An 8663-nucleotide genomic window follows, 5' to 3' on the forward strand; every position below is an offset into this window, starting at 1 on the left:
CCGCCGTACGGCGATCGAGGAGACAGGGCCGGTTACGTGGCGGCCTTGGCCAGCTCCTCCTTCTCGGAGACCTCCGCCTCGGGCTCGGGGCCCTCGTTCTTCCTGCGGCGGAAGCGCTCCTTGGTCCGCTCCAGCATCACGTACAGGGTCGGGACCAGGACCAGCGTCAGCAGCGTCGAGGACAGCAGGCCGCCGATCACCACGATGGCCAGCGGCTGGGAGATGAACCCGCCCGACCCGGTCAGGCCCAGGGCCATCGGGATCAGCGCGAAGATCGTCGCGACCGCGGTCATCAGGATGGGCCGCAGGCGGCGGCGTCCTCCCTCGACCACCGCGTCCACGATGCCCATGCCCTGCTCGCGGTACTGGTTGATCAGATCGATCAGCACGATCGCGTTGGTGACCACGATGCCGATCAGCATCAGCATGCCGATCAGGGCCGGAACGCCCAGCGGCGTGTCCGTCAGCAGCAGCAGGCCGATCGCGCCGGTCGCCGCGAACGGGATGGACACCAGCAGGATCAGCGGCTGGGCGAAGCTGCGGAACGTCGCCACCATGATCATGAAGACGATCGCGATCGCGGCCAGCATCGCCAGCCCGAGCTGGCCGAACGCCTCGGCCTGGTCGGCGCTGACGCCGCCGATCGTGTAGGAGGCGCCGGCCGGCAGGGTCAGGCCCTCCAGCTTCGTCGTCATCTCCTGCGTCACGCTGCCCAGGTCGCTGGCGGTGGCCGTACCCGAGACCGTGGCGCTGCGCTCACCGTCGATCCGGGTCACCTGCGTGGGCCCGGCGACCTTCTTCACATCGGCCACGTCGGCCAGCTCGATCAGACCGGCCGCGGTCGGCAGTTTCAGCTCGCGGACGTCGTCGATGTTCTCCGGCGCGTCACCGCTGCGCAGGATCACATCGCCCGCCTGCCCGTCCAGCGTCATCTCGCCCAGCGGCGCGCCGCGGAAGCGCTGCGCGACGAGCTGGCCGATCGCCGCCTCGCTGAGTCCCCTGGCGGCGGCCTTCTCCCGGTCCACCTCGACGTGGATGCGCTCGGCGCTGGCCTCCAGGTTGGAGGAGACGTCGCGCAGCCCGTCCAGGCCGGCCATCGCGCCGCGCACGGTCTCGGCGGCCGTCTCCAGCGTCGCCAGGTCCGGCGCCTGCACGATCACCTGGAGCTGGTTGGCGGAGCCGCCCATGCCGCCGCCACCGCCGCCGCCCACGGTGATCTCACCGGCGTCCTTCAGCGCGGTCAGCCGCTCGCGCAGCGTGCTCTCCAGCGCGGTGGAGTCGGTCTCCTCGGCCACCGTCACCGAGTAGGAGGCGCGGTCGCCGCCGCCGCCGGTGGCGCCGCCCAGGAAGCCGCCACCGCCGCCGACGTTGACCTGGTAGGACTGCACGCCCTCGCTCTCGAGGTCGGCGAGCACCTCCTCGACCTTCTTGGCCGCGGCGTCGGTGCTGGCCAGGTCGGTGCCGACCGGCATCCGCTGGCTGATCGAGATCGTGTCCTGCCCGGAGGAGTCCAGGAAGTTGGTCTCCAGCCGCCCGGCCAGGCCCATCGTGCCGACGAACACCACGATGCCGATCAGGACCGTCACCAGGCGCCGCCGGGTGGCGAAGCGCAGCACCGGCAGGTAGGCGCGCTGCAGTGGGCTGCGCAGCTCCTTGGCCTCGGCCTCCTCGCGGACCGCCCGCGCCTGCTCCGGGGTGAGCACCGGGGCCTTGAGGAACCAGTAGGCCAGCACCGGGATCACCGTCAGCGACACCAGCAGCGAGGCCAGCAGCGCCACCGTCACCGTGATCGCGAAGGGCGCGAACAGCTGCCCCACCATGCCGCCGACCACCGCGATGGGCGCGAACACCGCCACCGTCGTCAGCGTCGAGGCCGTCACCGCGCCGCTCACCTCGCGCACACCGGCCAGTACGGCGTCGCGTTTGGCCTCGCCGTACCCCATGTGCCGTTTGATGTTCTCCAGCACCACGATCGAGTCGTCGACCACCCGCCCGACCGCGATCGTCAGCGCGCCCAGGGTGAGCAGGTTGAGCGAGTAGTCGCCCAGCCACAGCGCGATCAGCGCGATCACCACCGACAGCGGGATCGACACCGCCGTCACCAGCGTCGAGCGCACCGACAGCAGGAAGACCAGGATGACCAGCACCGCGAAGGCCAGGCCCAGCAGGCCCTCGGTGGTCAGGTCCTCGATCGAGCGCTCCACGTAGGGCGCCTGGTCGAAGACGACCGTCACCTCGGAGGCGTCGCCGACCGCGCGGACGATGTCGGCCCGCATCTCCTGGACCGCGTGCGAGATCGCCACCGCGTTGCCGTCGGGCGTCATCGTGATCGAGATGCCCAGGCTGGGCTCGCCGTTGGTGCGGGTCAGCGTGGTCGCGTCGGCGGGCTCGCGCTCCACCGTGGCGACGTCCTCGAGCTTGACCGGCTCGGGGGCCGCCTGGCGGCGCTGGGTCTGCTGTCCCTGACCCTGCTGGGTCTGCTGTCCCTGACCCTGCTGGGCCTGACCCTGCTGGGCCTGGCCCGGCTGCCGGCCCTGACCCGGCTGGCCCTGCTGGGCCTGGGCCGGCACCGCCGGGGTCAGATAGAGGTCGCGCAGTTCCTCGATCGAGCCGATCCGGCTGCCGACCTGGACGGTCAGCGACATCGAGTCCTCGGTCAGGCTGCCGGCCGGGATCGGCTGGCCGTTGGCCCGGAGCGCGTCGGTGATCGCGGTCGGCTGCAGGCCGCGCACCGCGAGCTTCCCCGCATCCGGGGTGATGATCACGTTCTCCTCGCGGACGCCGGTCACCGTCGCCTCGCGGACGCCCTCGACCGCCCTCAGCTCCGGGATGACGCTCCGCTCCAGCTTGTCGGCCGTGGCCCGGGCGTCGCCGGCGTCGCCCACCGCCAGCACCAGCACCGGGATGTCGTCGGTGCCGCCGGCCAGGACCTGCGGCTCCACGCCCTCCGGCAGCTGGTTGTCGATGCGCGAGACGGCCTGCTGCATCTTGCTGACGGCGGCCTCGATGTCGGTGCCGTACTCGAAGGCCACCTGGACCTGCGACATCCCCTCCCGGGAGGTGGACGTCACCTCGGTGACCCCCGCGATGCCCTGGAAGCTGTTCTCGATCGGCCGGGTGACCTGGTCCTCGACGATCTCGGGGGAGGCGCCGATGTACGGGGCCACCACGAAGGCTCCCGGGAACGAAAGCGAGGGGAGCAACTGTTGTTTCAACGACGGGATCGCGAAGGCGCCGAAGGCGCTCAACACGACCGCGATCATTATGACGAGGCTGCGGTTGGCGAGGCTCAACCTGGCCAAGGCGGTCATGAGGGCGGGACTCCTAGGGACGTCACAGTAAATTTCGCCCCAGACTAACACTTCGCCCTACACGAATATTTAATGCGTCCTTACAATCCTGATAACCTTCTCAGGAAGCGAGAGGTGAGTGTGGACGACGAACGCGACCGGCTGATCGACCGGATCGGGCAGATACAGCGCGAGCTGGGCCGTTTCTTCGCGGAGAGCCGTCAGCAGTCCTCCCCCCTGCTCGACTCCAACCTGACGATGCGCCAACTGAAGGTCGTCCTCCTGCTGTCGGTACGGGGATCGGCCTCGGGCCAGGACCTCGCCCAGCACCTGGGCGTCGGGCTCGGCACCGTCACCGGCATCGTCGACCGCCTCATCGGCCACGGCCTCGTCACCCGGCGCGAGGACCCCAACGACCGCCGTGTGCGCCGCGTCGAGCTGACCCCCGAGGGCCGCACCCTCGTGGAGCGGATCTCCGAGTCGGGCATCGACGACTTCCGGCTGCTGCTGCAGCGCCTGGACACCCGGCTCCTGCGCGACCTGTGCGACGTCATGGACCGCGTGCAGGCCGTGGCCACCGAACTTTACGAAGATCCCCCGGAATCAAAGGTGGGATGATAGGTTCCCTGGTCGTGTCTGGATATCTCGACGACCTGTTCTCCCTGGCCGGCCGTACCGCCCTCGTCACCGGCGGCAGCTCCGGCATCGGCTACGCCATCGCCGAGGCCCTCGGCCGCGCCGGCGCCCGCATCGTCATCGTCGCCCGCCGCCCGGGACAGCTCGAGGCCGCCACCGCGCGGCTGCGCGAGCACGGCGTCGAGGCCGCCTCCATCAGCGCCGACCTCGGCGAGCGCGCCGACCTCGAGCGCGTCTGCGCCCAGGCCGCCGACCACCACGGCGACATCGACATCCTCGTCAACGACGCCGCCAACAACATCCGCCGTCCCATGGCCGACCTCACCGTCGAGGACTACGAGCAGACCATGGCCCTCAACATCACCGCGCCCTATCTGCTGGGCCAGCACTACGGCCCCCGCATGGCCGCGCGCGGCTGGGGGCGCATCATCAACATCGGCTCCCAGCAGAGCATCTCCGCCTTCGGCGACAGCGGCGCCTACGGCGTATCCAAGGCCGCCATCACCGGGCTGTCCCGCTCCCAGGCCGAGGCGTGGTCCCCCCACGGCGTCACCAGCAACACCATCATCCCGGGCTTCGTCCTGACGCCCCTGACCGAACCGGCCCAGGCCGTCCCCGGCCGCGTCGAGGCCCTGGCCGCCCGTTCCATGCTCGGCCGCAACGGCCTGCCGGCCGACTTCGCGGGCCTGGCCGTACTGCTCGCCTCCCCGGCCGGTGACTACATCACCGGCCAGGCCATCTGCGTCGACGGCGGCTTCTCGGTGCACTGAGCGGCGCCGGGCGCTCTCCCCGCGCGGGCGGGAGGCTTTTTCGACCGTTGGGCTTTTCGGCCGTTGAAGGCTTTTCGACTGCTGAAGGCTTTTCGCCCGCTAGATGGTTGAATGACCATTCTGAGCTGATCATCGACCTCGGGGGCCCAATGAGTTCCGCCACGACCCAGCAGGCCGCCAGGGCCCGCCGAGCCGTGTCCTACTTCTTCATCCTGCTCGGCACCGTCTCCGGCGTCTGGGCCGCGCGCATCCCGGCGGTCAAGAGCAGCCTCGGCCTCACCGACGGTCAGCTCAGCTACGCCCTGCTCGCCATCGCCGTCGGCCTCATCGTCGGCATGCGCTTCGCCGGCCGGCTGACCGACCACTTCGGCGGCGCCCGCGTGATCGTCCCGGCCGGCATCGGCACCGCCCTGGCCATCATCCCCGCCGGCTACGCACCCGATCTCGTCAGCCTTCTCGTCGTCCTGTTCCTGTACGGCGTCGTCAACGCCTCCCTCGACGTCTCCATGAACGCCCACGGCGTCGAGGTCGAGCGCCGCTACGGCCGCCCCATCATGTCCTCCTTCCACGGCATGTTCAGCATCGGCGGCCTCATCGGCGCCGGCGTCGGCGGCCTGTTCGCGCTGCTCGGCCTCGGCGCCGGCGTCACCCTCCTGACCACCGGCCTGGCCCTGGCCCTCATCTCCCTGTACGCCGGGCGTCACCTGCTGCCCCGGGCGGAGGCGGCCCGGGAGGACTCCTCCGCCCCCGCCGGCCGGACTCCGTGGACCGGCTGGATCATCCTCATGGGCGTCGTCGCCTTCGCCGGCCTCGTCGGCGAGGGCGCCGCCGTCGACTGGACCTCCGTCTATCTCTTCGAGGACCTCGGCGCCTCCGAGAGCGTCGCCGCCCTCGGCTTCGCCGTCTTCTCCACCGCCATGACCGTCGGCCGCTTCGCCGGCGACCACCTCGCCCTGCGCTACGGGCCCGTCCTGCTGGTGCGCGTCTCCGGCGCCGTCGCCGCCCTCGGTCTCGGCACCGCGCTGATCATCGGCAACGTCCCCGTCGCGATCGCGGGGTTCGCCCTGTTCGGCCTCGGCCTGGCCACCATCGTCCCCCAGGTCTTCTCCGCCGCGGGCAACCACGACCCCGCCCGGGCCGGGCAGGCCATCGCCCAGGTCGCCACCGTCGGCTACAGCGGCCTGGTCGCCGGGCCGGCCATCATCGGCATCGTCTCCGAACTCGTCGGCCTGCCCGGCGCGCTGGCCATCCCCGCCGCCCTGGCGGCCTTCATGGGCCTGTCGGCGGGGGCGCTGCGGCCCCGCCAGCCCGCCGGCGGCCGGGCCCGCTGACCCCGCCGCCCCGGCCGGCCGCCTCAGCGTGGAAGGTGGCCGCAGGACCATCCGCTGACGTCGGCGATCCGGATGCGCCACCAGCCGCCCTCCCCCTGGGGGAGTTCGGCGCCCGCGGTCAGATGCGCGTTGCGCAGGTGCATGAACTCTCCGCGGGCGGCCTCACCCAGGTGCTCGAAGAGGAGGTTGAATCCCTTGACGTCCTCGGACACGAGGTCGTGTGCCCGGCTTATCTGCTGGGCGACGTTGGCGGCGAACTCCTCAGCGGAGATGAGGATCCCGGTGATGGGCGCGCCGTTGACCGTCACGGTGATGCTGATCCCGGACTGGGTGTGGGTGACGACGTCTACGAGGGTCTGGAGTGCGGCATCTGGTTTCGACATGAAGGAATATTACGCAACGTCATCGCTTGAATCCGTACGGCCATACCGGGGCGTCCGGCGGCGGCCCGGGAACGCACCGGTCCCCGGGAACCGGTGCGTTCCCGGGAACCGCGCGCGCCCGGGACGCCGCCCCGGGATCCGGCGGGCTACAGCGTGCTGGCCAGGGGCCAGGTGGCGTTGGGCGTGACGATGGTGCCCGCCGTACCCTCCAGGATCTGCCGGGCCTGGTCCAGCCTGCCGATGGCGGCCATGTCGCCGGTGGTCTCCACGAACCGGCAGGCCGCCTCCACCTTCGGCCCCATCGACCCGGCGGGGAAGTCCAGCCCGCGCAGCTCGTGCGGGGTCGTGTGGCCGATCTCCTGCTGCCCTGGGGTGCCGAAGTCCCGCATGACCCGTGGCACGTCGGTCAGGACCAGGAAGGCGTCGCATTCGAGCGCCTCGGCGAGCATCGACCCGGTGAGGTCCTTGTCGATGACCGCCTCGATGCCCTGCAGCCGGCCCTTCTCGTTGCGGATGACCGGGATGCCGCCGCCGCCCGCGCAGACCACCACGACGCCCTGGCGGATCAGTCCCCGGATCAGCCGGGTCTCCACCACCCGCTGCGGATGGGGCGAGGGCACCACCCTGCGCCAGTACGGCCCGTCGGGCTTGACCGTCCAGCCGTTCTCCGCGGCGAGCTTCTCGGCCTCGTCCCGGTCGTAGACCTGGCCGACGAACTTGGTCGGGTCGTCGAAGGCCGGGTCCACCGCCGAGACGAGCGTCTGGTTGATCATGGCGATGACCTGACGTCCCGGCAGCGCGTTCTGCAGGGCCTGGAGCATCCAGTAGCCGATCATGCCCTGGGTCTGGGCGCCGAGCGTGTCGAACGGGTAGGGCCTGGTGAGATTGGGGTCGCTGGCGCTCTCCAGCGCCAGGACCCCGACCTGCGGGCCGTTGCCGTGCGTGATGATCAGCTCGTGCTCCCGGGCCAGTTCGGCCAGCGAGGCGGCGGCCAGGCTGACGTTGTCCTGCTGCAGGTCGGCGTCGGGCTTCTGCCCCCGCCTCAGCAGCGCGTTGCCCCCGAGGGCGACCAGTACGCGCATCGTTCAGTCCCCCAGGGTGGCGACCATGACGGCCTTGATGGTGTGCAGGCGGTTCTCGGCCTGGTCGAAGACGATGGAGCGGGAGGACTCGAAGACCTCCTCGGTCACCTCCAGCGCCTCGTGGCCGGTCTTGACGAACAGCTCGTCGCCGACCGCGGTCTCCCGGTTGTGGAAGGCCGGCAGGCAGTGCATGAACTTGACGCCCGGGTTCCCGGTCGCCTCGACCAGGGCGGTGTTCACCTGGTACGGCATGAGCAGCCCGATGCGCTCCTCCCACACCTCCTTGGGCTCTCCCATGGAGACCCACACGTCGGTGTAGAGGAAGTCGACGCCCCGCACGCCCTCGGCGACGTCCTCGGTGAGGGTGATGCGCGCGCCGGTGGTCTCGGCCAGCTCCAGGGCGGGCTTGACGACCGCGACCTCGTCGGGCCACAGCGACCGGGGCGCCACCAGGCGCACGTCCATGCCGAGCATGGCGCCGGTGACCAGCAGCGAGTTGCCCATGTTGTTGCGGGCGTCGCCGAGGTAGGCGTACGACACCTCGTGCAGGGGCTTGTCGCTGTGCTCCTGCATGGTGAGCATGTCGGCGAGCATCTGCGTGGGGTGCCACTCGTCGGTCAGGCCGTTCCAGACCGGCACGCCGGAGTAGGCGGCCAGCTCCTCGACGTGGGCCTGCTTGCGGCCGCGGAACTCGATGCCGTCGTACATCCGCCCCAGCACCCGGGCGGTGTCCCTGACCGACTCCTTGTGGCCCATCTGCGAGCCGCTCGGGTCGAGGTAGGTGACGCCCGCGCCCTGGTCGTAGGCGCCGACCTCGAAGGCGCAGCGGGTGCGGGTGGAGGTCTTCTCGAAGATCAGGGCGATGTTCTTGCCCCTGAGCCGCTGCCGCTCGGTGCCGGCGTACTTGGCGGCCTTGAGGTCGGCGGCCAGTTTGATCAGATACTTGAACTCCTCCGGGGTGAAGTCGAGTTCCTTCAGGAAGCTGCGGTTGCGCAGGTTGAATGCCATGTCGTGTGCTCCGTGATGCGGACCCCGTCGGGATCGCCGCGGGATCGGATGCGTGAAGAGATGCGGAAGGGGGGCCTGCCGGGGCGGGTGACGGGGGTGCCGGCAGGCGGAGGGTGCGGCTCGGACGCGGTCGCATCCGGCCTGGTGCGGCTCGGACGCGGGG

7 protein-coding genes are annotated in these 8663 nt (G+C 70.8%); 3 read left to right on the forward strand and 4 right to left on the reverse strand.

Annotated elements, in window-relative coordinates; all coding sequences use genetic code 11:
• Positions 1-32 precede the first annotated feature (32 nt).
• Positions 33-3311 (reverse strand): efflux RND transporter permease subunit, encoded by a 3279-nt coding sequence (locus Psi01_RS37410; RefSeq protein WP_204068908.1) that lies wholly within the window; start codon positions 3309-3311, stop codon positions 33-35.
• Between the two features lie 114 nt (positions 3312-3425).
• Here Psi01_RS37410 and Psi01_RS37415 point away from each other — a divergent pair, with 114 nt between their 5' ends.
• From Psi01_RS37415 to Psi01_RS37425, 3 genes are all read left to right on the forward strand, one after another.
• Complete coding sequence (locus Psi01_RS37415; protein ID WP_239128313.1) at positions 3426-3908, forward strand: MarR family winged helix-turn-helix transcriptional regulator; 483 nt, start codon at positions 3426-3428, stop codon at positions 3906-3908.
• Positions 3909-3922: 14 nt separating this feature from the next.
• The gene (locus Psi01_RS37420) at positions 3923-4696 is read left to right on the forward strand and encodes an SDR family NAD(P)-dependent oxidoreductase (protein WP_239128314.1); all 774 of its coding nucleotides are present in this window, start codon (positions 3923-3925) and stop codon (positions 4694-4696) included.
• Positions 4697-4845: 149 nt separating this feature from the next.
• Positions 4846-6027: an MFS transporter gene (locus tag Psi01_RS37425; RefSeq protein WP_204068911.1), complete on the forward strand. Its 1182-nt coding sequence runs from the start codon at positions 4846-4848 to the stop codon at positions 6025-6027.
• Between the two features lie 23 nt (positions 6028-6050).
• Here the strand turns inward: Psi01_RS37425 and Psi01_RS37430 are convergent, their stop codons facing one another.
• From Psi01_RS37430 to argF, 3 genes are all read right to left on the reverse strand, one after another.
• Entirely contained in the window at positions 6051-6410 is a 360-nt protein-coding gene (locus Psi01_RS37430) for a GvpU-like protein (protein WP_204068912.1), read from the reverse strand.
• 146 nt (positions 6411-6556) lie between these two features.
• Entirely contained in the window at positions 6557-7492 is a 936-nt protein-coding gene (gene arcC / locus Psi01_RS37435; protein ID WP_204068913.1) for a carbamate kinase, read from the reverse strand.
• A 3-nt stretch (positions 7493-7495) separates the two neighbouring features.
• A complete protein-coding gene (gene argF / locus Psi01_RS37440) occupies positions 7496-8500 on the reverse strand; it encodes an ornithine carbamoyltransferase (RefSeq protein ID WP_204068914.1) in 1005 nt (334 codons plus the stop codon).
• Positions 8501-8663 lie beyond the last annotated feature (163 nt).

Origin of the sequence: Paraplanobispora siamensis (assembly GCF_016863175.1) — a bacterium.
Taxonomy (GTDB): Bacteria; Actinomycetota; Actinomycetes; order Streptosporangiales; family Streptosporangiaceae; genus Planobispora; species Planobispora siamensis.